The 25,634-nt window shown below is 72.3% G+C and carries 27 protein-coding genes; 11 read left to right on the top strand and 16 right to left on the bottom strand.

Annotated features, from left to right (window positions below; translation table 11 throughout):
- Positions 1-125 precede the first annotated feature (125 nt).
- Both LNK82_RS05295 and LNK82_RS05290 read right to left on the bottom strand, forming a co-directional pair.
- Positions 126-824 carry a DUF4333 domain-containing protein gene (locus tag LNK82_RS05295; protein WP_230565783.1) on the bottom strand — a complete coding sequence of 233 codons (699 nt, stop codon included), beginning with the start codon at positions 822-824 and terminating at the stop codon, positions 126-128.
- Positions 825-951: 127 nt separating this feature from the next.
- The gene (locus LNK82_RS05290; protein ID WP_230565782.1) at positions 952-3,717 is read right to left on the bottom strand and encodes a DEAD/DEAH box helicase; all 2,766 of its coding nucleotides are present in this window, start codon (positions 3,715-3,717) and stop codon (positions 952-954) included.
- Between the two features lie 151 nt (positions 3,718-3,868).
- On the opposite strand from LNK82_RS05290, the gene LNK82_RS05285 reads away from it, so the two are divergent.
- Positions 3,869-4,354 (top strand): hypothetical protein, encoded by a 486-nt coding sequence (locus LNK82_RS05285; RefSeq protein ID WP_230565781.1) that lies wholly within the window; start codon positions 3,869-3,871, stop codon positions 4,352-4,354.
- Here the strand turns inward: LNK82_RS05285 and LNK82_RS05280 are convergent.
- The 7 genes from LNK82_RS05280 to LNK82_RS05250 all read right to left on the bottom strand — a co-directional run bounded on the left by LNK82_RS05280 (position 4,338) and on the right by LNK82_RS05250 (position 9,546).
- Complete coding sequence (locus tag LNK82_RS05280) at positions 4,338-5,222, bottom strand: diacylglycerol/lipid kinase family protein (protein ID WP_230565780.1); 885 nt, start codon at positions 5,220-5,222, stop codon at positions 4,338-4,340. The two genes, LNK82_RS05285 and LNK82_RS05280, sit on opposite strands and share 17 nt — an antisense overlap.
- Before the next feature lie 38 nt (positions 5,223-5,260).
- Positions 5,261-6,172 (bottom strand): twin-arginine translocase subunit TatC, encoded by a 912-nt coding sequence (gene tatC / locus LNK82_RS05275; protein WP_230565836.1) that lies wholly within the window; start codon positions 6,170-6,172, stop codon positions 5,261-5,263.
- A gap of 120 nt (positions 6,173-6,292) precedes the next feature.
- On the bottom strand, positions 6,293-6,640 hold the full coding sequence (gene tatA / locus LNK82_RS05270) for a Sec-independent protein translocase subunit TatA (protein ID WP_230565779.1): 348 nt from the start codon (positions 6,638-6,640) through the stop codon (positions 6,293-6,295).
- A complete protein-coding gene (locus tag LNK82_RS05265; protein WP_230565778.1) occupies positions 6,633-6,899 on the bottom strand; it encodes a bacteriophage holin in 267 nt (88 codons plus the stop codon). The genes tatA and LNK82_RS05265 overlap by 8 nt, the downstream gene beginning before the upstream one ends.
- Positions 6,900-6,917: 18 nt before the next feature.
- Complete coding sequence (locus tag LNK82_RS05260) at positions 6,918-7,889, bottom strand: helix-turn-helix transcriptional regulator (protein ID WP_230565777.1); 972 nt, start codon at positions 7,887-7,889, stop codon at positions 6,918-6,920.
- Positions 7,886-8,872 (bottom strand): helix-turn-helix transcriptional regulator, encoded by a 987-nt coding sequence (locus LNK82_RS05255; protein WP_230565776.1) that lies wholly within the window; start codon positions 8,870-8,872, stop codon positions 7,886-7,888. Before LNK82_RS05255 ends, LNK82_RS05260 begins: the two co-directional genes overlap by 4 nt.
- A 167-nt stretch (positions 8,873-9,039) precedes the next feature.
- Positions 9,040-9,546 (bottom strand): GlcG/HbpS family heme-binding protein, encoded by a 507-nt coding sequence (locus tag LNK82_RS05250; protein ID WP_230565775.1) that lies wholly within the window; start codon positions 9,544-9,546, stop codon positions 9,040-9,042.
- Between the two features lie 138 nt (positions 9,547-9,684).
- On the opposite strand from LNK82_RS05250, the gene LNK82_RS05245 reads away from it, so the two are divergent.
- Together LNK82_RS05245 and LNK82_RS05240 are read left to right on the top strand one after the other, a co-directional pair.
- Positions 9,685-10,650, top strand: a complete 966-nt coding sequence (locus tag LNK82_RS05245) for a sensor histidine kinase (RefSeq protein ID WP_230565774.1) — start codon at positions 9,685-9,687, stop codon at positions 10,648-10,650.
- Positions 10,647-11,276 (top strand): response regulator, encoded by a 630-nt coding sequence (locus LNK82_RS05240; protein WP_230565773.1) that lies wholly within the window; start codon positions 10,647-10,649, stop codon positions 11,274-11,276. The genes LNK82_RS05245 and LNK82_RS05240 overlap by 4 nt, the downstream gene beginning before the upstream one ends.
- Here LNK82_RS05240 and LNK82_RS05235 read toward each other — a convergent pair.
- The 3 genes from LNK82_RS05235 to pafA form a co-directional block, all read right to left on the bottom strand.
- Positions 11,263-12,138 (bottom strand): SRPBCC domain-containing protein, encoded by an 876-nt coding sequence (locus LNK82_RS05235; RefSeq protein ID WP_230565772.1) that lies wholly within the window; start codon positions 12,136-12,138, stop codon positions 11,263-11,265. The two genes, LNK82_RS05240 and LNK82_RS05235, sit on opposite strands and share 14 nt — an antisense overlap.
- A complete protein-coding gene (locus tag LNK82_RS05230; protein ID WP_230565771.1) occupies positions 12,131-12,691 on the bottom strand; it encodes an ArsR/SmtB family transcription factor in 561 nt (186 codons plus the stop codon). The genes LNK82_RS05235 and LNK82_RS05230 overlap by 8 nt, the downstream gene beginning before the upstream one ends.
- Before the next feature lie 100 nt (positions 12,692-12,791).
- Positions 12,792-14,150: a Pup--protein ligase gene (gene pafA / locus LNK82_RS05225; RefSeq protein ID WP_053716655.1), complete on the bottom strand. Its 1,359-nt coding sequence runs from the start codon at positions 14,148-14,150 to the stop codon at positions 12,792-12,794.
- Between the two features lie 80 nt (positions 14,151-14,230).
- Between pafA and LNK82_RS05220 the strand changes: the two genes are divergently transcribed.
- Both LNK82_RS05220 and LNK82_RS05215 read left to right on the top strand, forming a co-directional pair.
- Positions 14,231-15,664, top strand: coding sequence for a bifunctional phosphatase PAP2/diacylglycerol kinase family protein (locus tag LNK82_RS05220; protein ID WP_230565770.1), 1,434 nt, complete (start codon positions 14,231-14,233; stop codon positions 15,662-15,664).
- Positions 15,665-15,702: 38 nt separating this feature from the next.
- Positions 15,703-16,599 carry a GNAT family N-acetyltransferase gene (locus LNK82_RS05215; RefSeq protein WP_230565769.1) on the top strand — a complete coding sequence of 299 codons (897 nt, stop codon included), beginning with the start codon at positions 15,703-15,705 and terminating at the stop codon, positions 16,597-16,599.
- A 17-nt stretch (positions 16,600-16,616) separates the two neighbouring features.
- Here the strand turns inward: LNK82_RS05215 and LNK82_RS05210 are convergent, their stop codons facing one another.
- Complete coding sequence (locus LNK82_RS05210; protein ID WP_230565768.1) at positions 16,617-17,675, bottom strand: ScyD/ScyE family protein; 1,059 nt, start codon at positions 17,673-17,675, stop codon at positions 16,617-16,619.
- Positions 17,676-17,857: 182 nt separating this feature from the next.
- Here LNK82_RS05210 and LNK82_RS05205 point away from each other — a divergent pair, with 182 nt between their 5' ends.
- From LNK82_RS05205 to LNK82_RS05185, 5 genes are all read left to right on the top strand, one after another.
- A complete protein-coding gene (locus tag LNK82_RS05205; RefSeq protein ID WP_230565767.1) occupies positions 17,858-18,625 on the top strand; it encodes an IclR family transcriptional regulator in 768 nt (255 codons plus the stop codon).
- A 103-nt stretch (positions 18,626-18,728) separates the two neighbouring features.
- On the top strand, positions 18,729-19,439 hold the full coding sequence (locus tag LNK82_RS05200; protein WP_230565766.1) for an MIP/aquaporin family protein: 711 nt from the start codon (positions 18,729-18,731) through the stop codon (positions 19,437-19,439).
- 13 nt (positions 19,440-19,452) lie between these two features.
- Positions 19,453-20,943, top strand: a complete 1,491-nt coding sequence (glpK, locus tag LNK82_RS05195) for a glycerol kinase GlpK (protein ID WP_230565765.1) — start codon at positions 19,453-19,455, stop codon at positions 20,941-20,943.
- Complete coding sequence (locus LNK82_RS05190) at positions 20,936-22,477, top strand: glycerol-3-phosphate dehydrogenase/oxidase (protein WP_230565764.1); 1,542 nt, start codon at positions 20,936-20,938, stop codon at positions 22,475-22,477. The genes glpK and LNK82_RS05190 overlap by 8 nt, the downstream gene beginning before the upstream one ends.
- 41 nt (positions 22,478-22,518) lie before the next feature.
- The gene (locus LNK82_RS05185; protein ID WP_230565763.1) at positions 22,519-22,971 is read left to right on the top strand and encodes an acyl-CoA thioesterase; all 453 of its coding nucleotides are present in this window, start codon (positions 22,519-22,521) and stop codon (positions 22,969-22,971) included.
- A 43-nt stretch (positions 22,972-23,014) separates the two neighbouring features.
- Here LNK82_RS05185 and LNK82_RS05180 read toward each other — a convergent pair whose 3' ends face one another.
- Complete coding sequence (locus tag LNK82_RS05180; RefSeq protein WP_230565762.1) at positions 23,015-23,359, bottom strand: hypothetical protein; 345 nt, start codon at positions 23,357-23,359, stop codon at positions 23,015-23,017.
- A 254-nt stretch (positions 23,360-23,613) separates the two neighbouring features.
- On the opposite strand from LNK82_RS05180, the gene LNK82_RS05175 reads away from it, so the two are divergent.
- Positions 23,614-23,859, top strand: coding sequence for a hypothetical protein (locus LNK82_RS05175; RefSeq protein ID WP_230565761.1), 246 nt, complete (start codon positions 23,614-23,616; stop codon positions 23,857-23,859).
- Between the two features lie 54 nt (positions 23,860-23,913).
- On the opposite strand, the gene prcA is transcribed toward LNK82_RS05175, so the two are convergent.
- Both prcA and prcB read right to left on the bottom strand, forming a co-directional pair.
- Complete coding sequence (prcA, locus tag LNK82_RS05170; protein ID WP_230565760.1) at positions 23,914-24,729, bottom strand: proteasome subunit alpha; 816 nt, start codon at positions 24,727-24,729, stop codon at positions 23,914-23,916.
- 55 nt (positions 24,730-24,784) lie between these two features.
- Positions 24,785-25,633: a proteasome subunit beta gene (gene prcB, locus LNK82_RS05165; protein WP_230565759.1), complete on the bottom strand. Its 849-nt coding sequence runs from the start codon at positions 25,631-25,633 to the stop codon at positions 24,785-24,787.
- Position 25,634 lies beyond the last annotated feature (1 nt).

Genomic DNA, 25,634 nt, shown 5'->3' with positions numbered 1-25,634 from the left:
GGTCGCTCGCATCGCTAACGAGTTTCACCCCGCGACCACCACCCCGCGAGAACGAGCAGCGCGAAAACCACGAGGCCACCCCCGCGTCGAGATGCGGGAGTGGCCTCGGGGCACGGACCAGGAGATCAGCCGGCGGGCTGGCCGACCTCGTACTCGCCGTCCTCGGTCTTCACGGTGATCTTGACCGTCTTGTCCTTGCCGCCGACCTTCACCTTGCACTCGAAGGTCGTGTTCGGCTTGACCTCCTGCTCGGCCGGGCAGGTCGCGTTCTCCACGTCGGAGATCTTGTAGTCGTCCTTCAGCACGCCGACGACACCGTTCTGCACGGCCGTCTGGTCGAACACCTTGGTGTTGAAGAACCCCGGCGCGACGAAACCGGTGATGCCGACGGCCGCGACCACCAGCACGACCAGCGCCACCACGACCCACAGCACGGCGCCGGACTTCTTCGGCGGCTGCTGGCCGTACTGCCCCGGCTGACCGAACTGACCAGGCTGCTGCCCGAACTGGCCGGGCTGACCCGGCTGCCCGAACTGGCCGGGCTGCCCGTACTGACCCTGCTGCGGCTGCCCGTACGGGTTCGACTGCGGGTTGTTCGGGTCGTACCCGGCGGGGTACTGCTGCGTGTACGGCTGCTGGCCCGGCTGCTGCCCCCACTGCTGCTGCTGCTGCTGCGAGGGATCCGGCTGCCCGTAGGGATTGGGCTGCTGAGCGGGGAAACCACCCGACGGCGTGCCCGGGTACCCACCACCGTAGGGCTGTTGCTGCTGGCCCCACTGCGGCTGCGGGTCGTTCCCTCCGGACGGTCCGTACGGACTGGTCATGCTCGGCCTCCGACGGTCGGTCTGGACAAGGTCGGTCTGCAAACGATCTGGACAAGCTGTTCAAGGCTTGCGGGCGCGATCAAACCACAGCCACCCGCACGGTACCCACCCGCCCCGCAAAGCTTTGTCAAACGGTGGCCATCGCCACCACCCCGCGGCGCAACGCGTCCACCGCCTTGCGCGCGGCGGCGCCCACCGGATCACCGCCGCCGACGACGTCCCGGATCTGGTCCAGGAAGTCGATCACCTGCCGGCACCACCGCACGAAGTCCCCCGCGCCGAGCTCGGCGCCGTTCTCCTCCGCCGCGGACAGCACCTTCTCCAACGACTCGCCGCGCGCCCACCGGTACACCGCCCACGCGAACCCCGGGTCGGGCTGCCGGGTCCGGTCGAGCCGGTGCCTGCGCTCGTCGTCCTCCAGCTCAGCCCACAGCCGCGCGGTCGCGGTCAACGCGTCCGCCACCTTGCCCGGCGGCAGCCGGGCTTCCAGCGGACCGTCCCGGCGCGCCTCGTACACCAGCGCCGACACGACCGCGGCGAGTTCCGCCGGGTCGAGGTCACGCCACACGCCGTGCCGCAGGCATTCCGCGGCCAGCAGGTCGGACTCGCTGTAGAGCCTGGTCAGCCGCTTGCCGTGCTCGGTGACCTCCTCGCCGGGCCCGTTCTCCTCCGCGTGCAGGTAGCCGCGTTCGCGCAGCAGGCCGCGGATGCGGTCGAACTCGCGCGCCAACGAGTGCGTGGTGGCCGCGACCTTGCGCTCCACCTGCTCGGTCTCGGCCAGCAGCCGGTGGTACCGCTCGCCCCAGCGGGCGTGCTCCTCGCGCTTCTCGCAGCCGTGGCACGGGTGCGCGCGCAACGCCCGCCGCAGCGTGGCCAGTTCCGCGTCGTCGTCCGCCGTCGAACGGCGCTTCCGCATGGCCGGCGCGACGATCCCGGTGGCGCGCAACGACGCCGCCAGGTCGCGCCGCGACTTCGGAGACCGCGTGTCGACCTGCTTGGGCAGCCGCATCTTGCCCAGCACCTCCACCGGCAGGGGGAAGTCGGCCGACGACAGCCGACCGGCCCACCGGTCCTCGGTCACCACGAACGGCCGCGCCTCGCCGAGCGGCTCCAGCCCCGGGTCGATCACGACGGCCAGCCCGGACCGCCGCCCGGACGGCACCGCGATCACGTCGCCCTTGCGCAGCCGCTCCAGCGACTGCGCCGCCTCGGCCCGCTTCGCGGAGGTGTTCTGGCGCGCCAACGCCTTCTCCCGCTCGGCGACCCGGCGGCGCAGCGACGCGTACTCGGTGAAGTCGCCGAGGTGGCACGTCATCGCCTCGGCGTACCCGCCGAGCGCCTCGCGGTTGCGCTCGATCCGCCGGGCCAGCCCGACCACCGACCGGTCGGCCTGGAACTGGGCGAACGACTGCTCCAGGATCTCCCGGGCCGCCGCCGCGCCGAGCTGGTTCACCAGGTTGACGGCCATGTTGTAGCCGGGGCGGAACGACGACCGCAGCGGGTACGTGCGGGTGGACGCCAGGCCGCCGACGGCCTTCGGGTCGACGCCGGGCTGCCACACGACCACCGCGTGGCCCTCGACGTCGATGCCGCGCCGCCCCGCACGGCCGGTGAGCTGCGTGTACTCACCGGGCGTGAGGTCGACGTGCGCTTCGCCGTTGTACTTGACGAGCTTCTCCAGCACGACGGTGCGCGCGGGCATGTTGATGCCGAGCGCCAGCGTCTCGGTGGCGAACACGACCTTCACCAGGCCGCGGACGAACAGCTCCTCCACGGTCTCCTTGAACGCGGGCAGCAGGCCGGCGTGGTGGCTGGCGATGCCGCGTTCGAGCGCCTCGCGCCACTCCCAGTAGCCCAGCACCATCAGGTCGCCCTGGGGCAGGTCCTTGGTCTTCTCCTCGATGACCTCGCGGATCTGCTCGACCTCGTCGGTGGAGTTGAGCCGCAGCCCGGCCCGCACGCACTGGAGCACGGCGGCGTCGCAGCCCGCCCGGCTGAACACGAAGTCGATGGCGGGCAGCAGGCCCGCGCCGTCGAGCCGCTGCACGATGTCGACCCGGGACGGCGGCTTGAACCCGGAGCCGCGCGGCGGGCGGCCCCGCTGGTCCTTGTTGTTGCGGTTGCGGCTCCACGGCACGTGGAAGCGGGACAGGTCGTCGGTGTGCCGCAGCAGCTGCGGGTTGATGCGGGTGTGCCCGTCGGGGCCCTCGCCGGCGAACAGGTCCATCATCCGGCCGCCCGCCATCATGTGCTGCCACAGCGGCACCGGCCGGTGCTCGTCGACGACGACGGTGGTGTCGCCGCGCACCTCGACCAGCCACTCGCCGAACTCCTCGGCGTTGCTGACCGTGGCGGACAGGCCGACGAGCCGCACCGATTCGGGCAGGTGCAGGATCACTTCCTCCCACACGGGGCCGCGGAACCGGTCGGCCAGGTAGTGGATCTCGTCCATGACCACGTAGGCGAGCGTCTTCAGGGTGGAGGAGCCCGCGTACAGCATGTTGCGCAGGACCTCGGTGGTCATCACGACGATCGGCGCGTCGCCGTTGACCGACGTGTCGCCGGTGAGCAGGCCGACCTTGGCGGCGCCGTAGCGGGCGACCAGGTCGGCGTACTTCTGGTTCGACAGGGCCTTGATCGGCGTCGTGTAGAAGCACTTGCGGCCCTCGGACAGGGCCAGGTGCACGGCGAACTCGCCGACGACCGTCTTGCCGGCGCCGGTCGGGGCGCAGACCAGCACGCCGTGCCCGTCTTCCAGCGCCTCGCAGGCGCGTTCCTGGAACGGGTCGAGTTCGAAGGAGATGACCCCCAGGAAGTCGGCCAGCTTGGGCCGGGAGGAGCGGCGGCGGAAGTCCGCGTACGAGTCGGCTGGAGACCGCGGAGTGCTTGACACGTGTCCAGGCTGTCATACGGGACCGACAAAATCGCTTCAGATCCGCAGCGGAACCCGGAACACCGTCGCGACGAGCCCCATGATTCATCTTTCAGTCAACACTGAAGCTATAAAGACTATGGAGGTGGACCATGGTGCACACTCGGTAGCCGTGCAAGCGATCCCGTTGGCGGAGGGCGACCTCAGGTGGGTGTTCCCCGACCTGGTCGAGGTCGACCCGGTGCTCGCCGTGCTGAGGCTGGCCCAGGCGCGGATCGAGCGGCTGGCCGACCACCTCGGCAGACCGGGCGCCGGGCTGGTGTTCGACCACCTGCCGGGTGCGCCCTACGCGGGGCTGTCGGCGCTCGCGGAGTTCGAGGAGGTGGCCTTCCTCGTGCACGTCTCGCTGCCCCGCGACCCGCACCGCAACGTGCTGAGACCGCCTCCGCCGTGGCAGGTGGAGGGCGAGATCTCGGTCCGCTGCGACGCGATCCGGGACTGCGGCAGGCACGAGATCGAGACGGTCGAGTCGGCGCACGACACGCCGTTGGACGCGGCGGGCGGGGTGCTGACCGTCGCCGGCTGGCTGTTCGACCGGGGCACGGCGGAGGCGCACGCCTCGTGGCGCAAGCGCGACGTGATCAGCCGGCACCGGTGACGGCGATGAGCGCGCCCGGGACGCACGTCGTCGTCAGCGGCACGCCGCTGAGCCGCTCGCCGTCGGCGTAGGCCACCCAGGGCGGCCCGGACAGCCGTGCGGAACGGGCCCGCAGCGTGCGCACGGCCGGGTGGTCCACGTGCCGGCCGGTGCGCAGCGTGGGCAGCATCCGCAGCAGGGTCCGCCGCGGCGTGGCCCGCACCACGGTCAGGTCGAACAGGCCGTCGGTCGTGGAGGCGTCCGGGCACACCGGGATGCCGCCGCCGTAGCTGGTCGTGTTCCCGACCGCGACCAGCAGCGCGTCCAGTTCCAGCACCTCGTCCTCGGTCTCGACCACCAGCCGCCGGGGCCGCAGGGCCGCGAGCTCGGCGAGGATCGCCAGGTCGTAGCGGCGCGGTCCGGCGGGCCAGCGCATCGCGTTCGCGCGCTCGTTGACCGCCGAGTCGAAGCCCGCGCACAGCACGGTGGCGAACCAGGGGCCGTGCTCCACGCGCCCGAGGTCGAACCGGGCGCGGTGGCCCTCGCGCAACGCGGTCACCACGTCGTCCACCGAGGTGGTGCCGAGGGCGGTGGCCAGGTCGTTCCCGGTGCCGGCGGGCACCACGGCCAATGCCGTCGAGGATTGCGCGCACGCCTGGACGGCCAGGTGCGCGCCGCCGTCGCCGCCGAGGACCACGAGCACGTCCACGCCGTCGGCCACCGCCCGGCGCGCGGCCTCCGCCGTGCCCTCGGCGCTGGCCGCCACGTGCAGGTCCAGTCGGTCGACCACGCCGCGCAGCCGTTCCGCGACGGTGCCGGCCATGCGCGCGGCCCTGCCCTTGCCCGAGGTGGGGCACACCAGCAGGGCCGCCCGCGTTGACGTCGACATGGTCCGGCAGCCTACAAAGCGTTCACCGGATCGAGTGATCAGGTCACGTCGTCGTAGCGAACCTTGCCGGGCGATTCCGCCACCGGATCGGGTGTGGGCACCGGTTCGGGTGACGCTTCCTCGACCGCCGACGGCGTGTAGTCGAACGGGGCGGCCTCGTCGTCCGCGATGTCGTCCAGCCCCTCGGCCTTGCGCCTGCGCTCGACCCGCCGGTCGTGCACCCTGGCGATCTGGATCGCCAGCTCGAACAGCAGCACGAGCGCCACGGCCAGCGCGACCATGGAGATCGGGTCGGTGCCCGGTGTGGCGATGGCGGCGAAGACGAACAGGCCGAACACGATGCCGCGCCGCCACTTGTGCAGCTTCGCGTAGCTGACCACGCCGACCTGGTTGAGCATCACCACGATCAGCGGCAGCTCGAAGCTCACGCCGAAGATCAGCAGCAGCGTCATGACGAAGCTGACGTACTCGCCGGCGGTGAGGGCGGTGATGAACTGCTCGTCACCGAAGCCGACCAGCACCGCCAGGCCCTGCGGCACGACGTAGAACGCCAGGGTGGCGCCCGCGACGAACAGCACCGAAGCGCACGCCACGAAGACGACGGCGAAGCGCCGCTCCTTGGCGTACAGGCCCGGTGAGATGAACCGCCACACCTGGTAGAGCCACAGCGGCGCGGTCAGCGCCATGCCGGCGCCCGCGCCGACCTTCAACCGGATCATGAACACTTCGAACGGCTTGGTCTGCAGCAGCTGGCAGCCCTGACCCGTCTGGGTCAGCCGCTGGGTCTCCGGGATGCCGCAGTAGGGCTCGATGACGATGTCGCCGAGGCTGGGCAGCCCGAAGGGCCGCCAGCTCCACCAGATGAAGCCGAAGATCGCGCCGCACGCGATGAACAGCAGCGCCAACCCCAGCCGGTGCCGGAGGTCGTAGAGGTGGTGCTTCAGCGACATGGTGCCGTCGGGGTTCGACCGACGACTCGTGATCTTGCGGCGCTCCCGGCGCTGGGCCCACCACCGGACCGGACTTGCCCCCACCGTGCGGACCGTCCTTCGGCTCTCGTTGACGCGGCTCTAGTTGGTGTTCTGCTTGTTCTGCAGGTTCTGCGCGGACTGCTCGATCGGCTGCGCCACCTGCGGCTGCGCCACGGGCTGGGCGACCTGCTGGGGCTGCGCGACCGGCTGCTGGGCCACCTGCGGCTGCGCGGGCGGCAGCTGCTGCGGCGCGGGCACCTGCTGCGCCGTCGTCGTGCCCGGCTGCTGCTGCGGCTCGTCCTCGCTGCGCAGACCCTTGGTCTCGGCCTTGAGGATCTTCGCCGAACGGCCGATCGAGCGGGCCATGTCGGGCAGCTTCTTGGCGCCGAACAGCAGGATGATCACCACGGCGATGATGATCAGTTCGGTTGGTCCGAGGCTAGGCACGGTTGTCCTCCTGTCTCCCCCGGTCCACCGATGGTACGCGGGGCTTGCCCTCGCGGGCGTGATCCGGACGCCGTTCGGCGAGGGCCACCTGGAGCGCGGCTGAGCGCGCCCGCAGCAGACCGACGCCATCGCCGACCCTGTCACCCACCAGAGTGCTTGCGGCGCGGAAGCGACGCAAGGATCGGAGGGCTCGAACCGCGAACGGGACGAGCACGACCACCCCGAGGACGATCAGCACCAGGCTCGGCAAGTACGGCACGGCACCACCGTACTTGCCCTAGGTTGCCGGGAGGTGATCCGCCCGGCGCAACGCCGCCTCGGCCTGTCGGGCGACCTCGGCCACCAGGTCGGGTGGCTGCTCCACGTGCGCTTCGCCGCCCAACCCGAGCAGCAGCCGCACCATCCAGGCCGTGTCGGCGTACCGCATGAGCACCCTGGCGCGGCCCTCGGGCAACTCGACCAGGCCGTCGGTCGGGTAGTACTCGGCGACCCAGCGGGCGTCCGGTTCGAGCACCAGCACGGCCGTGCGCTGCGACGGGTCCGGTTGGAACAACCCCTCCGACGTGTCGGTGGGCGTGGCGTGCGGCGGCGGGGCGGCGGGCTCGTCCAGCACGTCGACGGCGTCGATCCGGTCGAGGCGGAACAGCCGCACGCCGTCCGCCGCGCGGCACCAGGCCTCCAGGTAGCTGCGGCCTTCCACGAGCAGCATCCGCATCGGGTCCACGACCCGCGCGGTGATCTCGTCGCGTGACGGCGTGTAGTAGCGCAGGTGCAGGGCGCGACCGCGGCGCACGCCGTCCGACACCGCGTCGCGCACGCGAGCCGTCTCCGGCGCTTCCCGCAGGGCCAGTCCCACGGCCACGCCGGCGGGCTGCGCCTGGCCGACGGCGGCCTCGATCTTGGCCACCGCGCGCTGCACGGCGTCCTGGTCGGCCACGCCCGGCGTCTCGACCAGCGCGCGCAGCGCCACCAGCAGCGACGTCGCCTCGGCGGCGGTCAGCCGCAACGGGCGACTCATGCCCGCGTCGAAGGTGACGGTGACCGTCTCGCCCTCGAACGACAGGTCGATCAGGTCGCCCGGGCCGTAGCCGGGCAGGCCGCACATCCACAGCAGTTCGAGGTCCTTGCGGATCTGCTTGGGCGTGACCTCGAAGTCGGCGGCGACCTCGTCGATCGGGATGCCGGGCCGGGCCAGCAGGTAGGGCACGAGGGCGAGCAGCCGGGGCAGCCGGTCGGTGGCGGCGTTCACGCGCGCACCCCCGCGCCGCGCAGCGCGCCGAGCAGCTTCTCCCGCACGGTCTTGGCCAGCACTTCCGGTTCCAGCACCACCACGTCGGGGCCGAAGCCCGCGATCCACCCGGCGGCCGAGTCGGGGAACCTCAGCTCGATCTCCAGCACGTCGCCGGGCTCGCCGTCGAAGTCCCGCGCGCCGACGACCTTCGCCCGCCGGCGCACGCCCTGCGCCCGGCCGCGCGCCACCCACAGCTTGGCGGTGGCGGGCTGCTGGTCGGCGGCGGGCTGGTTGCGGACCACGAACGACAGCAGGTCGAACTGGTCGGGCCGCCGCACGGCGCCCGCCTTGCCGACCGCGCGGACGTCGCCGACGATGCGGGAGAGCCGGAAGCAGCGCGGCGCGTCGCGGTCGCGGTCGTGCCCGACGAGGTACCACCGGCCGCGCCAGGCGACCACGCCCCACGGCTCGACGGTGCGGGTGCGCACCTCGACCGGCACCGGGCGGCGGTAGTCGAACTCGACCACTCGCCCTTCCTGCACCGCCGCGAGCAGCGGCGGGAACGCGGGTTCGCTGGTGCGGACCTTCGGCTCGACCGGCACGTGCACGTCCTGGTCGACGTCGACGCCCGCGGCGCGGAGCTTGATGAGGGCGCCGTGCGCGGCGCCGGTGAACTGCGGCGAGTCCCAGAGCCGGGCGGCCAGCGCCACGGCGGCGGCCTCGTCCGGTTCCAGGTCGATGTCGCCGAGCTCGTAGTCCCGGCGGGCGATGCGGTACCCGTCGATCGCGTCGAAGCCCGTGCTGCGGCCGGTCTCCAGCGGCACGCCGAGGTCGCGCAGCTCGGTCTTGTCGCGTTCGAACATGCGGAAGAACGCCTCGTCCGTCGCGGCGTCGGCATAGCCGGGGACGATGGCGCGGATGCGCTCGGCGGTCAGGTACTGCCGGGTCGACAGCAGGCACAGCACCAGGTTGACGAGCCGTTCGGCACGTGCGATGGCCACACCGGAACCCTAACCCCGGACGAACGCCCGGTGACGCCATCCCCGCCTTGAACGCGGGTGAATGGACCATTCAGCCGATTGCCGGGCCGGTCGCCGGGGCCCGGCGGGGTGCTCCCCGGGCCCCGTTCCGCCCAGGGAGCACCCCGTCCGCGCAGGTCCGGGTCCGGTCAGCCGCCGATCGCGTCGAGGCCCGCGCGGGCGAAGCGCTCGTCCAGGTCGCCGCTGGGCGCGCCGCCGACCCCGATGCCCGCGACGGGCGCGCCGTCCGACACCACGGGCACGCCGCCGGCCAGGAACAGCGTGCCGGGGATGTCGCGCAACGTCGCGCCGGCGCCGGTCACGCGGCCCGCCAGCACCGAGGTCGGCGCGTTGAACGACACCGCCGTGAACGCCTTCCGGCGGGCCGACTCCTCGCTCTGCGGCCCGGCGCCGTCACCGTGCAGGAGCACGACCACGTCACCGCCCCGGTCGACGACGGCGACCGTGACGCGCTGCCCCTCCTTCTCGGCGGCGTCCAAGGCCGCCTGTGCCGCCTGGACGGCCGCGTCGACCGTGATGGTCGTCGTGGTCCGCACCGCGACGCCGCTGCGCCCGTGCTGCTGGTCGGCCACCGCGTACCCGCCGGCGCCCGCCACGGACAACGCCACCAGCACCGCGATCGTGGTCTTGCGCATCGCCACACCCTCCTCATCCGGTTCGTGTCGTGGTCGAGCCTCGCCACTCCCGACCGCCACGACCTGGTGGTTCCGGTCGACACCCGTTCAACCCATCGGTTGACCCGGCGGGCCGGAACCTGGCTTAGGGTCAGCCCCGTGTGGCTGCACCGGGCGATGCACGCGGGCTTCTACGTGCTGTTGACGGCGTCGGCGGCGCGGTACGTCGCGTACCACGGCGTCGCGCCCGCCGTGCTGCTCACCGCCGCCGTGCTGGGCGCGGCCTACCCGTTCGGGGTGCGGTGGACGGGCGCGCTGCCGGCCGTGCTGGCGTTGTGGCTGGTGGTGGTGTGGTTGGCGCCGAGCTTCGGCTGGTGCGCGATCCCGCTGTTCTTCCAGTGCCTGCGGCAGCTGCGCCCGCGGGTCGCGGTGCCGCTGGCCGCCGTGCTGACGGCCGCGGTGGTGCTCGCGCAGGTGCGGTTGGCCGAGACGGTCGAGCCGAGCCTGGTGCTGGGCCCGGTCGGCGTCGCGGTGATCACCGCCGCCGTGTTCTTCGACCGCCGCCGCCTGCTGCACCAGGCCGGTGTCCTGCAGGAACGGCAGCGGCTGGCCCGGGAGATCCACGACACGCTGGCGCAGGGCCTGTCCAGCATCACGCTGCTCCTCGAGCTCGGCGACACCGACCGCGCCCGCGAGGTGGCCAAGGAGAACCTCGCCGAGGCGCGCCGGTTCGTCCGCGACCTCTCGCCGTTGAGCGGCCGCACGCTGACCGACGCGCTGCGCGCCCTGTGCGACCGGGTCGAGGTGGAGGGCGAGCCGTACCCGCTGCCGGTGCCGGTGGAGGTGGCGCTGCTGCGGGTCGCGCAGGGCGCGCTGGCCAACGTCCGCGAGCACGCCGACGCCACCACCGCCGTCCTCACGCTGACGTACCTGGGTGACGCGGTGACGCTCGACGTGCGCGACGACGGCCGCGGGTTCGACCCGGCCGCGATCGGGCCCGAACCGGGCCGCGGCTACGGGCTCGACGCGATCCGCGACCGGGTCGCCGAGCTCGGCGGCACGATGACGGTGGAGAGCGCGCCGGGCGAGGGCACGGCGCTGGCCGTGAGCGTGCCGACGCCGTGACGGGGCCGTTGCGGGTGCTGGTGGTGGACGACCACCCGGTGGTCCGGTTCGGCCTGGCCGGGCTGCTGGCCCGCGACTTCGAGGTGGTCGCCGAGGCCGCCACGGGCGAGGACGCGGTCCGCCTCGCCGCGACCAGGGCCGTGGACGTGGTGCTGATGGACCTGCGGCTCGGCGCGGGCATCGACGGCGTGGAGGCCACCCGGCGCCTGCGCGCCCTGCCCGACCCGCCGCAGGTCGTGGTGCTGACCACGTACGACTCGGACGCGGACGTGGTGCGCGCGGTCGAGGCGGGCGCGACCGGCTACCTGCTCAAGGACTGCCCGCCCGACGAGCTGGCCGCCGCGGTCCGCCAGGCCTCCACGGGCCGCACCGTGCTGTCCCCCGACATCGCCCGCCGCCTGCTGCGGCCCGCGACCACCCCGGCCGTCACCAAGCGCGAGGTGCAGATCCTCGACCACCTCGCCCGCGGCCTGTCGAACCGCGAGATCGCCAAGGCGCTGTTCATCAGCGAGGCGACGGTGAAGACGCACCTGGTGCGGATCTTCGACAAGCTCGGCGTGGACACCAGGACGGCGGCCGTGCGGACCGCCGTCGAGCTGAAGCTGATCCGCCTCAGCTCTCCGTGAGCATGCCCTCGGGCAGGCCGGGCACGTCCGGCTGCAGCCAGATCGGGCGCCAGTCGGCCAGCTCGTGGAACCGGCGCAGCTCCGCCACGCCCGACAGCCAGCCCGCCCACGCGCCGTACGGCGGTTGGCCGGTGTCGAACCCGCTCTGCACGAACGTCAGCCGCGTGCCGCCGTCGGATTCGGCCAGCTCCCAGCTGGACACCATGCCGCCCCAGTCGATGCCCATCCGCCTGCCGGGCTCGAAGTCGACCACCTTCGCGGGCTGCGGGTTCACCTCGAAGCCGCCCATGGCGACCCGGCCGCCCTCCCACGCCTCGATGTCGATCTTCGCGCCGAACCACCGGGAGTACTCCTCGGCGTCGACCAGCGAGTGGGCCACCGCGTCGACCGGCGCCCCGATGAGCACCTCGCCGCGCATCTCCGTGGTGGCGAAGTCCACCTTCGGCGTCAGGGGGCGGCCTTCGACGTGGTCGACCAGGTTCGCCAGCGACAGGCACCAGTAGGTGTAGAGGTAGCCGAGCACGCTGGTCTCCACGACCGCCACGTCCCAGCCCGGGAAGTGGCTCTGCGACAGCGTGACCACGGTGTCGCCGTCCTGCTCGGCCCAGCCGATCTCGACGGTGGTGTCCTCGCCGCCGACCCTCCAGTCGAACCGCAGCGAGTTCTCGTCCACGTGCCGCAACGTCTGGTGCGGCGCGTCGCCCTCGGGGGTCGTGCGGCCCCAGAACTCGAACCGGTCGGGCAGGTCGACGGCCGCGTGCTCGGCCAGCCACGTGCCCAGCTCGCCGGCGTCGGTCACGGCCCGGCGCACCCGGTCCGCGGGCGCGGTGGTGCGGGCACGAAGGACCACGGTCTCACTCATCGGTCTCCTCCTCCTTCGGGTAGCACGCCACGGCCAGCCGGAAGGCGTCGCCCTCCGCGCCGCCGTAGCGGGCGAACAGGTCCTGCAAGGTCGTCTTCAGGTCGTCGAAGAACTGCTGCCGCTGGTCGGGCCGCACCCGGATCTCGCCCGACACGCCGAGCGACGGCAACTCGGGCCGGGTCCGGTCCAGGCCCGCGATGTCCGCCTGGACCTGTTCCACGAGGTCCAGCAGGTAGCCCAGGCTGAGCTCGTCCTGCGCGCGGCGCAGCCCGAGCCGGCCGACCAGGCCCGGCGACAGCCAGTACGAGCGCGCGCTCGCCTGGTACACGCCTTCGTTGATGCCGCGCACGCGCCGCTCGGCCACCTGCGTCACGAGACCGGCTTCGACCAGGCGTTTCACGTGGTAGTAGACCCGCTGCGGGGTCTGGTCGAGCGCCGCGGCCACCTCGGTGCACGACCGCGGCTCGGCCAGTTGCCGCAGCACCTCGATGCGCTGCGGCTTGAGCAGTGCCTCGGCCTGCTCGATCTGCTCCAGGTACAGGACGTCTCTCATCGCAAAAATCATGTTGTACGTAAAAATCTGTTTTGTCAATGGGGCCGAGAGAGACCCCGGACCACGTGGGCCCGGGGTCGTCCCGTCGTGCCCCGCCCGGCTAGAGCGAGGAGATCAGCCGCTCCACGCGCTCGTCCACGGCGCGGAACGGGTCCTTGCACAGCACGGTGCGCTGCGCCTGGTCGTTGAGCTTCAGGTGCACCCAGTCGACGGTGAAGTCGCGGCCCGCGGCCTGCGCGGCGGCGATGAAGTCACCGCGCAGCTTGGCCCGCGTGGTCTGCGGCGGGGTGTCCTTGGCGGCCTCGATCTCGCCGTCGTCGGTCACCCGCTCCACCTGGTCCTTGCGCTGGAGCAGGTCGAAGATGCCCCGGCCGCGCCGGATGTCGTGGTAGGCGAGGTCGAGCTGGGCGATGCGCGGGTTGGACAGGTCCATGTCGTGCTTGGCCTGGTAGCGCTCCATCAGCCGGTACTTGATGGCCCAGTCGATCTCGCGGTCGATCTTGGACAGGTCCTCCGACGCGACCGCGTCCAACGTGCGGCCCCACAGCTCCAGCACCCGCTCGGCCATGGGGTCCGGCGCGCGCTTGGCCACGTGCTCCACCGCGCGCTCGTAGTACTCGCGCTGGATGTCCAGCGCCGAGGCCTCCTTGCCGCCCGCCAGCCGCACGGTGCGCCTGCCGGTCAGGTCGTGGCTGATCTCGCGGATCGCGCGGATCGGGTTGTCCAGGCTGAAGTCGCGGAACTGGACGCCCTGCTCGATCATCTCGAGCACCAGGTTGGCGCTGCCCACCTTGAGCAGCGTGGTCACCTCGGACATGTTCGAGTCGCCGACGATGACGTGGAGCCTGCGGTAGCGCTCGGCGTCGGCGTGCGGCTCGTCGCGGGTGTTGATGATCGGGCGGGACCGGGTGGTGGCGCTGGACACGCCCTCCCAGATGTGCTCGGCCCGCTGCGAGAGGCAGTAGACCGCTCCGCGCGGCGTCTGGAGCACCTTGCCCGCGCCGCAGATGAGCTGCCTGGTCACCAGGAACGGCAGCAGGACGTCGGCGATGCGGGAGAACTCCCCCGCCCGCGCGACCAGGTAGTTCTCGTGGCAACCGTAGGAGTTGCCCGCGGAGTCGGTGTTGTTCTTGAACAGGAAGATGTCTCCCCCGATGCCCTCGTCGGCGAGCCTGCGCTCGGCGTCGACGAGCAGGTCTTCGAGGATCCGCTCACCAGCCTTGTCATGCGTGACGAGCTGGGCGAGGTCGTCGCATTCCGCCGTCGCGTACTCGGGGTGCGAGCCCACGTCCAGGTAGAGCCGAGAGCCGTTGCGCAGGAAGACGTTCGACGAGCGTCCCCACGAGACGACCCGGCGGAACAGATAACGCGCGACCTCATCCGGGGACAGCCTGCGCTGCCCGTGGAAGGTGCAGGTCACCCCGAACTCAGTCTCAATGCCGAAGATCCGCCGCTGCATCCCTCAACAGTAGGCGCATTCGGAGCTTTCCTCAGTGATCCAATCGGGCGTCGCACCGATTTCGCGGATAACGTTCTTGTGTGCTCCGACGAGTGAACCGCCTGGACCTGGCCCTGATGAGCCGAACCGGGGAGCTGCGCGCCTCGCCGGTCGACGAGGGGATGAAGCGATTGTCGCGCGCCGCCAACCACAGCCTGTTGTGGCTCGTGGTGGCCGGGGTGCTGGCGGTGCGCAAAGGGGTGACGCGGCGTGCGGGGTTGCGCGGCGTGGCCGCGATCGGCGGCGCGAGCTTCAGCGCGAGCCTGATCGCGAAACGCCTGTTCCCGCGCCGCCGGCCCGCCGCCGACCTGCTCCACGTGCCCCGGCGGCTGACGAGGCGCCCCACGTCGTCGTCGTTCCCGTCCGGGCACGCGGCGTCGGCGTCGGCGTTCACCACGGCGGTGGCGATGGAGTCGCCCGCGCTGGCCACGGCGATCGCGCCGGTCGCGGCGGCGGTGGCCTACTCGCGGGTGCACACCGGCGTGCACTGGCCGTCCGACGTGGCCGCCGGCGCCGCGATCGGGGTCGGCGCGGCCCTGCTGACCAGGCGTTGGTGGCCCTTGGGGCGGACCGAGCCCGCGTCGGCGCGCGAGCACCGGGCGTTGGCGGCCCTGGTCGACGGCGAGGGTCTCGCGGTCGTGGTGAACCCGAGCGCCGGCCTGGGCGCGGGCGATCCGACCGACGAGATCCTGCGGGAATGGCCGAAGGCCACGATCGTGGGAATCGAGGATCTCGACACGGTGATCGCCGATCACGCTCCGCAGGCACTCGGGGTGGCGGGCGGTGACGGGTCGGTGGCCGCGGTCGCCGCGCTGGCAGCGGCGCGACGGCTGCCACTGGTCCTGGTGCCGTCCGGGACGTTGAACCACTTCGCGCGTGACGTCGGCGTGCAGGGACTGGACGACGCCGCGCGGGCGGTCGCGGACGGCGACGGCGCGCTGGTGGACCTCGCGGCGGTGACCGTCGACGGCGCCGGGCCGCGCTGGTTCGTCAACACCGCGAGCCTCGGCGGCTACCCCGACATGGTGCGGCTGCGGGAGCAGTTGCAGGACAGGTGGGGCAAGTGGCCGGCGGCGGCGATCGCGCTGGCCCGGGTGCTGCGCACGTCGCGGCCGATGCGGGTGGAGCTCAACGGCGAACGGCGGCTGGTGTGGATGCTGTTCGTCGGCAACGGCCCCTACCGGCCGAAGGGCTTCGCGCCGACCATGCGGCCCGCCCTGGACGCGGGGCTGATGGACGTCCGGTACATCCGCGCCGACACCCGGTTCTCGCGGGCGCGGTTCTTCCTCGGCGCGCTGCTCGGCTCCCTGCACCGCAGCCGGACCTACGGGCACCTGGAGACGCGCCGGCTGGACGTGCGGCTGCTCGACGGCGCGGTGGCGATCGCGACGGACGGAGAGGTCGGGCCCACGGGCTCGACGTTCGAGTTCCGGTCCCGGCCCGCGGCCCTGGCCGTCTACCGACCGCAGGGATAAGGTTGACTCCGTCAACATTTCTGTTGAGGGAGTCAACGATGACGGTCGCGGACGTCCGCGCGTTCAACCGCTTCTACACCGGCGTGATCGGGGTGCTCGACCGCGGCTACCTGGCCTCGCCGTACTCGCTGACCGAGGTGCGGGTGCTGTTCGAGCTGGCCGCGGGCCCGCGCGAGGCGGCCGACCTCCGCACGGCGCTGTCGCTGGACGCGGGCTACCTCAGCCGCATCCTGACCGGCTTCGACCGTGCCGGCCTGGTCACCCGCACGGCGTCCGAGCGCGACTCGCGCCGCCACGTCGTCGCCCTCACGCCGCGGGGCGAGTCCGTGTTCGCCGACCTGGACGCCCGGTCCGACGCCGAGGTCGCCGCGCTGCTGGACCGGGTGCCGCCGGCGGACCGGGTCGACCTGGTGGCGTCGATGCGGAGGATCGAGCGCCTGCTCACCGGCACGCCCCGGGCCTACCTGCTGCGGCCGTTGCGCCCGGGCGACCTCGGGTGGGTGGTCAACCGGCACGGGGTCCGGTACGCCGAGGAGTGCGGCTTCGACCAGACCTTCGAGGCCTTGGTCGCGCGGGTCGCGGGCGAGTACGGGGAGCACCACTCCCCCGACCGCGAGGCGGCGTGGATCGCCGAGGTCGACGGCGAACCGGTCGGCTCGATCTTCTGCACGCGGGTGGACCACCGCACCGCCAAGCTCCGCCTGCTGCTCGTCGAACCCGCCGCGCGGGGTCTGGGCATCGGCGCGCGGCTGGTCGACGAATGCCTCCGCTTCGCCCGCCGTGCCGGGTACGAGCGGATGGAGCTGTGGACCGTGGCGGGGCTGGCGGCGTCGCGGCACATCTACGAGAAGGTCGGGTTCACGATCGACAAGAGCACGCCGGAGCGCCTGTTCGGACGTGACGTGGAGGCGCAGACCTGGTCGTTGGACCTCTAGGCCGCGGGTCCGGCAGGTCAGCTCAGCGGGATGCGGACGACGGTGCCTCCCCCGGCGCACACGCCGCAGTTGGAGACGTAGGCCGCGCCGCCGCGGATGGCGAGGCCGCCGGGCATGACCAGCCCGGCCGACGCGACGGTGGTGCGCGCGCCGTCGTGGTCGACCCGGATCAGCGCGCCGGTCGGGTCGCCCGAGGTCAGCCCGTGGTGCGCGATCTCCAGCACGTAGAGCCTGCCCCGGCTGTCGAAGGCGATGTCGATGATGTTGGTGAACCCCTCGGCGAAGACCGCGGGCCCGCGTCCTGGCGCCACGCGGTGCACGCGCGCCTCGCCGGGCGGGAACGGGAAACCGGTGAGCTCGCCGACGTAGAGGGCGTTGTCCCGACCGCGCGCCACCGAGGTCGGCACGGACTGCACCGGCTGACCGCCGATCGTCCTGGTGTCGAAGACCGCGAGCGTCGAGATCCCGTGCTGGTGGGCCAGCAGCAGCGAGTTGCCGCCCGCGTCGACCACGGCCCGGCCGCCGGGCGCGGCCGTCAGCGAGGTCGGGTTGGTGTCCACCGGACCGCCGTCCGGGTTCGCCCGCGCCTCGTGCGCGCCGATGTCGGCCACCTGCTCCCAGCGGCCGTCGTGCCCGCGCAGCAGCCAGGCGGACGCGTCGCGCGCCAGTGGCGGGAGCGCGTCGCGCACGGCGGGGTCGGCGCCCAGCCCGACGGTGAAGTACAGCCCGCCGATACCACGCGGGTCCACGTCGCTCGGACCGATCGCGCCGGAACCGTCCGCCGCGGCGATCGACGGCAGACCGGTGATCACCCGGTGCTGCGCGCCCTCGGCGACCCTGGTGACGGCCCCGGAGTCGCCGAAGCAGACGTCCTGGCCCTCCGGACCGGGGAAGCACGGCCCGGCCCCGCCCCGGCCGGCCTCGGCGACGTACAGCGCCCCGTCCGGTGCGAACGCCAGGCCGCGCGGGTTGTCCAGGCCCTGCGCCACCACCGTCATCGGCTCGGCGCTCGCGGTCGCGGGCGTCAGCACGGCGGCGACCACCGCACCGACCGCGGCGAGCACTCGGATCTTCATGTCGGCTCCTCTCCAAGGGCACGTCCCCCGGCGAGTTTGCGCCGAACGGCCCAGTGCGGCCATCGGTCCTGCCCGGTCGGGTGACCCGCGGCGGGAACCGGCCGGCAGCGCGGCCGGGAGGAGTCCGACCGACGCACGACACAGTTCGACATGGTCGAACGACATCGCGCTAGAGTGATCGCGTGCCCGGTCCCATCCAGTCCATCGAACGGGCAGCCGCGGTGTTGCGGCTGCTGGCCAGCGGCGCGCGGCGGATGGGGGTGGCGGAGCTCGCCCGGGCCCTCGACCTGCCCAAACCGACCGTGCACGGCATCCTCCGCACGTTGCAGCTGGTCGGGTTCGTCGAGCAGTCGCCGGACACGGGCAAGTACCAGCTCGGCGCGGCGCTGTTCCACATCGGCAGCAGCTACCTCGACGGCAACGAGCTGCGCACCCGCGCGCTGAACTGGTCGGACTCGCTGGCCTCGCGCAGCATGGAGAGCGTCCGCATCGGCACCCTGCACGAGAACCAGGTCCTGGTCGTGCACCACGTCTTCCGCCCGGACAACTCCCGCCAGGTCCTCGAGGTCGGCGCGCTGCTCCCCGCGCACGCCAGCGCGTTGGGCAAGGTCCTGCTCGCCGACGACCCGGTCGGGCTCGGCCTCGCCGACGACGAGCCCCTGAAGGCCTACACCGCCGCCACGATCACCGACCTCGACCGGCTGGGCGAGGCGTTGGAGCAGGTCAGGAGCCGTGGCTGGGCGTCCGAGGTCGAGGAGCTGGTCGAGGGCGAGGTGTCGCTGGCCGCGCCCATCCGGGACCGGCGGCTGGTGACCGTGGGCGCGGTCGGGATCTCCGGTCCCGTCGAGCGGCTGTGCGACGAGAAGAAGCAGCCGCGCACGGACCTCGTGTCCTACGTGCGCGAGGCCGCGCGGTCCATCTCGCGCGAGCTCGGCGCCATCCCCTGGTGACGCGGGCGTTCCGGAAGGGTTGACATCTTGTGAGCGTCGGCACAGGATTCACGCGCACCGTACGACATTGTCGAACGGCATTCAGGCCAGAGAGGGCGCGTGGATGACCAACCAGTCGATCTTCATCGGTGAGTTCCTCGGCACCGCACTGCTGTTGCTGCTCGGCAACGGCGTCGTCGCGGGCGTGGTGTTGGCGAAGTCGAAGTCGAACGGCGCGGGATGGGCGGTGATCACGTTCGGCTGGGGGTTCGCGGTCCTCGCCGGCGCCTACGCGGTCGCGCCGCTGTCCGGCGCGCACCTCAACCCGGCCGTCACCGTCGGCCTGGCCATCCACAACGGCGACTGGAGCACCGTCCCGCTCTACCTGCTCGCCCAGTTCCTCGGCGCGTTCACCGGCGCCGTCCTGTGCTACCTCGCCTACCTCGGCCAGTTCCGCGCCAACACCGGCGACGTGCTCGGCGTCTTCGCCACCGGCCCCGAGGTCCGCCACCGCGCGCAGAACCTGACCACCGAGGTCATCGCCACGTTCGTGCTGGTGTTCGTCATCCTGGCGACCGGCCAGACCAAGGGCCTGGAGACCTCCGGCACCGGCGTCCTGATCGTCGCCCTGCTGGTCGTCGGCATCGGCATGTCGCTGGGCGGGCCCACCGGCTACGCCATCAACCCCGCGCGCGACCTCGGCCCCCGCCTCGCGCACGCCGTCCTGCCGATCCCCGGAAAGGGTGGATCGGACTGGGGATACGCCTGGGTCCCCGTCGTCGGTCCCCTGATCGGCGGAGCATTGGCCGGGCTCGTCGACATCGCCGTCTACTGAGGAGCGTCCCACCGTGAGCACCTACATCGCAGCCATCGACCAGGGCACGACCTCCTCACGCTGCATCGTCTTCGACCACGGCGGCGCGATCGTGTCCGTGGCGCAGAAGGAGCACCGGCAGATCTTCCCCAAGCCCGGCTGGGTCGAGCACGACGCCGAGGAGATCTGGGCCAACGTGCTCGACGTCGTGCACGGCGCGCTGCAGAAGGCGTCGCTGACCGTGCACGACCTGGCCGCCGTCGGCATCACCAACCAGCGCGAGACCACGCTGGTGTGGGACAAGGCCACCGGCAAGCCCGTGCACAACGCGATCGTCTGGCAGGACACCCGCACCGACCAGCTGGTCAAGGAGCTCGGCGACCAGAACCGGTTCCGCGACAAGTGCGGCCTGCCGCTGGCCACCTACTTCTCCGGGCCCAAGGTCCGCTGGCTGCTCGACCACGTCGACGGCCTGCGCGCCCGCGCCGAGGCGGGCGAGGTGCTGTTCGGCACCATGGACACCTGGCTGATCTGGAAGCTCACCGGCCGCCACGTCACCGATGTCACCAACGCCAGCCGCACCATGCTGATGAACCTGGCGACGCTGGACTGGGACGACGAGCTGGTCGACGCGATCGGCGTGCCCAAGGCGATGCTGCCGGAGATCCGCTCGTCCGCCGAGGTCTACGGCACCGCGACCGGCACGCTGGAGGGCGTGCCCGTGGCGTCCGCGCTCGGCGACCAGCAGGCGGCGCTGTTCGGCCAGACCTGCTACTCGCCCGGCGAGGGCAAGTGCACCTACGGCACCGGCAGCTTCCTGCTGGTCAACACCGGTGACAAGCCGGTGGTGTCGGAGAACGGCCTGCTGACCACGGTCGGCTACAAGATCGGCGACCAGCCGGCCGCGTACGCGCTGGAAGGCGCGATCGCGGTCACCGGCGCGTTGGTGCAGTGGTTCCGGGACAAGATGGGGCTGATCTCCAGCGCACCGGAGATCGAGACGCTGGCGCGGTCGGTGCGGGACAACGGCGGCGCGTACTTCGTGCCCGCGTTCTCCGGCCTGTTCGCGCCGCACTGGCGGTCCGACGCGCGCGGCATCATCGCGGGCCTCACCGGCTACATCGACAAGGGCCACATCGCCCGCGCGGTGCTGGAGGCCACCGCGTGGCAGACCCGCGAGGTCGTGGACGCGATGAACGCCGACTCGGGCGTGGAACTGGTCGCGCTGAAGGTCGACGGCGGCATGACCGCCAACAACCTGCTCATGGGCTTCCTGTCCGACGTGCTGGACGTGCCCGTGGTGCGGCCGATCGTCGCCGAGACCACGTGCCTGGGCGCGGCCTACGCGGCGGGCCTCGCGGTCGGCTACTGGTCGGACACCGAGAGCCTGCGCGAGAACTGGCACAAGGCCGCCGAGTGGCTGCCGACCATGGACGCGAAGACCCGCGACAAGGGCTACCGCAAGTGGAAGAAGGCGGTCGAGCGGACCGTCGGCTGGATTGACGAGGACGACAACGATGAGTGAGCAACGGGCCAAGGCGCGCGAGGCGCTGGGACACGGCGCCTTCGACCTGGTCGTGATCGGCGGCGGCGCGCTGGGCATCGCCACCACGTGGGCGGCGGCCCGGTCGGGCCTGCGGGTGGCGCTGGTGGAGGCGGGCGACTTCGCGGGCGCCACGTCCAGCGCGTCGTCCAAGCTCGTGCACGGCGGCCTGCGGTACCTGGCGATGGGTCCGGGCGCGGTGCCGATGGTGCGGGAGAACCACGCCGAGCGGCGCGCGTTGGGCGACCACCTGGCGCCGCACCTGGTCCGGCCGCTGCCGTTCCTGGTGCCGGTGTACCGGGGCGGGCCGCACTCCCGGTCGGTGCTCGGCGCGGGCGTGGTGCTGTACTCGGCGCTGTCCGGGTTCGGCGACGGCGTCGGCAAGGTGCTGTCGGCGCGGCGGGCCGTCGAGCACGTGCCGCACCTGCGGACCGAGGGGCTGCGCGGCGCGGCGCTGTACTACGACCACCAGATGAACGACGCGCGCGTGGCCATCACGGCGGCGCGTGCGGCGGCCGAAGCGGGCGCCGTGCTGCTGAACCACGTCGAGGTGACGGGCCTGCGCAAGCGCGGCGGGCTGGTGACCGGCGTGGAGCTGCGCGACAAGGTGGACGGCGGCGCGTTCGGGGTGGACGCGTCGGTGGTGGTCAACGCGACCGGGCCGTGGCTGGACTCCGTGCGGCGGATGGAGGACGCGGCGGCCTCGCCGAGCATCCGGCTGTCCAAGGGCGCGCACCTGGTGCTGAAGACGGACGAGCCGTGGCGTGCGGCGATGACCATCCCGGTGGACGACGTGCGGGTGTCGTTCGCCATCCCGTGGGAGGGGCAGCTCCTGCTGGGCACGACCGACGAGCCCTACGAGGGCGATCCGGCCGACGTGCGGTGCTCGCCGGCCGACGTCGACCAGATCCTCGGTGAGGCGTCGGTCGGCATCGTCCCCTCGGCGTTGGACCGGTCGCGGATCGCGTACGCGTTCGCCGGGCTGCGCGTGCTGCCCGGCGGGTCCGGCGACACCAGCCACGCCAAGCGCGAGACCGTGATCACCCGCGGTCGTGGCGGGATGATCAGCGTGGCGGGCGGCAAGTGGACCACGTTCCGGCGCATCGGCGCGTCGGTGCTGGCACGCGTAGGCGAGGCGTTGGGGCGGGACCTGTCGCACGCGTTCGACGGTGTGCCGTCGGCGTTGCCGGGCGCGGCGCTGCCCGACCGGGTGAGCGCGCAGCTGGGCCGTGAGCTGCCGTCGGTGCCCGACGACGTGCTCCGGCACCTGGCCACGCACTACGGCACGGTGAGCCACGAGGTGCTGGCGCTGGCGCTGGACGACCCGTCGCTGCTGGACCGGGTGCACCCGGACGGGCCGGACATCTGGGCGCAGGTGGCGCACGCGCAGCGGTACGAGTGGGCGACCGAGGTGGACGACGTCCTGCGGCGGCGGACCACCGTGGTGGTGCGCGGGTTGGACACGCCGTCGGTGCGCGAGCGCACGGGGCGGTTGCTGGCCGAGGCCATCGCGTAGGCGGACCGGGTGGTGCCGGTGGGGTTGCGGATACTCGACGCATGCCCTTCACCAGCACCACCCACGTGCGCTGGCCGGACGTCGACCAGAACGGCCACATGCGCACCACCGCGTACCTGGACGCGGCCGAGGACAACCGGATGCAGTACTTCGCGTCGGCGGGCTTCCCGGTCACCGAGTTCGCCGCGCGCCGGATCGGCCCGATCTCCCACGGCGACGACATCCGGTACCGCGCCGAGCTGCGCCTGCTCGACCCCGTGGTGGTGGAACTGCGCCTGGACGGCCTCGCGTCGGACGGCGCGCGGTTCCGCCTGCACAACAGGATCCTCAAGGCCGACGGCCGGACCGCCGCCACCGTCGTGACCACGGGCGGCTGGCTGGACCTGGACGCGCGCAGGCTGGTCGCGCCGCCGGACGACCTGCTCGCCGTGCTCACGGGCTTGGAGCGGACCAAGGACTTCGCCGACCTGCCGTCACCCCTGGCACGCGCCTGATTCACGCGAAAGGGGCACTCACGACGAGTGCCCCTTTCGCGGGTCAGCCCCGCCTCCGGGTCCTCTCTCCCGACCAGGACGCACGTCGCGCGATCATGGCGACCAGCCCGAACAGACTGATCTGACCGGCGATCAAGCCGACCGTCGCCCACACCGGGAAGTCCACGGGGACCGCCCTGAGCGTGAGCACGGGGCCGAGGACCACCCCGCTCATGACCAGTGCGAGCACAGCCGCGTGCAGGAGGCGGGGCGCTTGGCTGGAGGGCACGGCCACTTCAACCTTGAGACCCGACTTCTCCACGCGCACTCGCGCTTCGCGGGTCGGGTCGCCCCAGCCCGCCGGGTTGTCGGCTCCGGGCGCGCCCGGAGCCGGCGTTGCGATACTCATGCGAGGTGCCTTTCTTCACCCCTTGGGCCTTTCCACCCAGGTGGGTGAAGGGCTCAAGGGTCCGGGATGGAACGACGGGCCGACACTCCCCCGCCTTACCGGCCCGTCCTTTTCCCGTGTCTGGCACCCACGTGAGCACGCAAGCCGATCGTGCCACCCCCACATCGAGATGTCCACACTTTCGACACCGATTCTGTGGCGAATCGGCACCAGGGGTGCCATGCTGGGCAGAGCAACGAGGAGCGAGGTGCGCCATGTCATCGGTCGAGCGGGACACGTCGGAGAAGCCTGCCGTGGTGGACCGCGTCAACGTCGCGCTCATCGCGGAAGCGGTCGAGGCGTTGGGCAAGCTGCAGGAGCGGACCGGGCTCAAGAAGGTCGACCTGGTCAACCGGGCGCTGCTGATCTACGAGTTCGTCGACTCGGAGCTGCGCGCGGGCAACCAGGTGGTGCTGCGCGACCCCGAGGGGCGCGACCAGCTGGTCAAGATCTTCCTGTAGGACGGCGAAGGCCCCCGACACCTGGTCGGGGGCCTTCGCGGTCGGTTGCGGGACCTACGGCTTGTCGTCGTTCGGCGGCAGGTTCACGTCCGTCACCGGCTTCTTCTTGCCGCCCTTGGCGGGCGGCGCCTCGGCCTCGACTTCGGCCTCGCTCGGCGCCGGGTCGTCACCGGGCAGCAGGGCCGCCAGCGCGGCGCCCGTGATGCGGCGGAACGCCCGACGTGGCCGGGCGCGCTCCAGGACCGCGACCTCCAGCTTGCCGCGGTCGAGGAGGTCGGGCTTGCCGTTGCCGGTGGTGGTGCTGCCGGCGCTGAGGGCCTTCACCGCGGTGCGCACGGCCTCGGCCAGCGGCTGCGCCTCGGTGTAGGCGTCCTTGAGGGCGGTGCCCGTCGCCTCGGCCTGGCCGCCCATCACGGCGTACTGCGGCTCTTCGAAGATCGAGCCGTCGTAGGTCAGGCGGTACAGCGTGTCCTGCTCGGGGTCCGTGCCCACCTCGGCCACGCAGAGCTCGACCTCGAGCGGCTTGATCTGCTCGGCGAAGATCGAGCCCAGCGTCTGGGCGTAGACGTTCGCCAGCGAGCGGCCCGTCACGTCGCGCGGGTCGTTCTGGTACCCGCGGATGTCGGCGAACCGGATGCCCGCCTGCCGCAGGTTCTCGAACTCGCTGTAGCGGCCGACCGCGGCGAACGCGATGCGGTCGTAGATCTCGGACACCTTGTGCAGGGTCGCGGACGGGTTCTCCGCCACGAACAGCACGCCGTCGGCGTACCGGAGCACGACGACGCTCCGGCCTCGGGCGATGCCCTTCCGGGCGTACTCCGCGCGGTCGCGGAGGATCTGCTCGGGTGAGGCGTACAACGGCATCGTCACTGCTGCGGCTCCCGGGCTCGGCGGATGCGGGTGGGGATGGGGGTCGACACGGCGCTCAGCCCGCCGGCCTGGCCTTGCGGCCCTCGACGACCGACTCGGCCAACGTCGCGGTGTCCGCGTCGGACAGGTGGGCCGCGCCCTCGGCGGTGATCGTCACGACGACCGGGTAGATCTTGCGGATCACGTCCGGGCCGCCGGTGCCCGAGTCGTCGTCGGCCGCGTCGTACAACGCCTCGATCGCGGTCCTGGTGGCGGCTTCCGCGTCCGCGTCCGGGTCGTACAGCTTCTTCATCGCCGACTTCGCGAACAGCGAACCGGAGCCGACGGCCTGGTAGCCCTGCGACTCCTCGTACCGCCCGCCGGTCACGTCGTAGGAGATGATGCGGCCGGCGCGGTCCGGGTCCGGCGCGTCGACGTCGAAGCCCGCGAACAGCGGCACGACCGCCAAGCCGGCGAGCGCGGCGTCGAGGTTGCCCTTGATCATCGCGGAGAGCCGGTTCGCCTTGCCGTCCAGCGACAGCGAGACGCCCTCGATCTTCTCGTAGTGCCGGAGCTCGACCGCGTAGAGCCGGACGATCTCGACCGCGATGCCCGCCGTGCCGGCGATACCCACCGCCGAGTGGTCGTCGGTGATGAACACCTTCTTCATGTCGCGCTGGGCGATCACGTTGCCCATCGTGGCGCGCCGGTCGCCCGCGATCACCACGCCGCCCTTGAACGTGAGGGCGACGATGGTCGTGCCGTGCGGGGCCTGCACCGCGCTGCCCTCGGGCAGGGTGCGGCTCGACGGCAGCAGTTCGGGGGCCTGGGCGCGGAGGAAATCGGTGAACGACGACGACCCCGGCCTGAGGTAGGCCGGGGGCAGCGACGCGGCCGGGTAGTGCCCGGTCGAGCTGTGGTCCATG

This window comes from Saccharothrix luteola (genome assembly GCF_020859565.1).
GTDB classification, from domain to species: Bacteria; Actinomycetota; Actinomycetes; order Mycobacteriales; family Pseudonocardiaceae; genus Actinosynnema; species Actinosynnema luteola.
This window is presented reverse-complemented; position numbering and strand designations above follow the sequence as displayed.